A 549-nucleotide genomic window follows, 5' to 3' on the forward strand; every position below is an offset into this window, starting at 1 on the left:
TCCCGTCTCGCGCTCTTTTTTATTATTGCGGAAGCTTTGATTCATCAGGGTTTCCGCTTTTTTGCATTTTCATTTTTATGTAGACAGTTGTAGACACCTGAAGCCAATATATACGCTTACAGACTGTTTAAAAGCAATTTGTTGGAATAAATGTATCGCAGAGTAAAAGGAGGAAACCAAATGAGCAAAGTATTAATTCTAAACGGAAGTCCACGTGTAAACGGCAACACATCCATTGCCATCCGGGAAATGGAGAATGTATTTCGAAATAGTGGGGTAGAGGTAACAACCATACAGATTGGAAATAAAGATATCCGGGGCTGTATTGCCTGTAACCAGTGCAGCAAAATTGGAAAATGTGTGTTTGATGATATCGTAAATGAGCTGGCACCTCTCTTTGAGGCGGCGGATGGCCTGGTGATTGCCAGTCCGGTCTACTATGCATCGGCTAATGCGACGCTGATTGCCTGTCTTGACCGCTTGTTTTACAGCACGTCCTTTGATAAGAGCATGAAGGTGGGTGCCAGCGTAGTTTGTGCGCGCAGAGGC

1 protein-coding gene is annotated in these 549 nt (G+C 44.1%); it reads left to right on the top strand.

The annotated features are described in order from the left end of the window. Window positions 1–180: 180 nt before the first annotated feature. The coding region (locus QVO97_RS01365; RefSeq protein WP_288188589.1) for a flavodoxin family protein at window positions 181–549 on the top strand (369 nt) is incomplete at its 3' end.

The sequence above is a fragment of the Clostridium sp. CAG:43 genome (genome assembly GCF_000434655.1).
Lineage (GTDB): Bacteria > Bacillota > Clostridia > Lachnospirales > Lachnospiraceae > Otoolea > Otoolea fessa.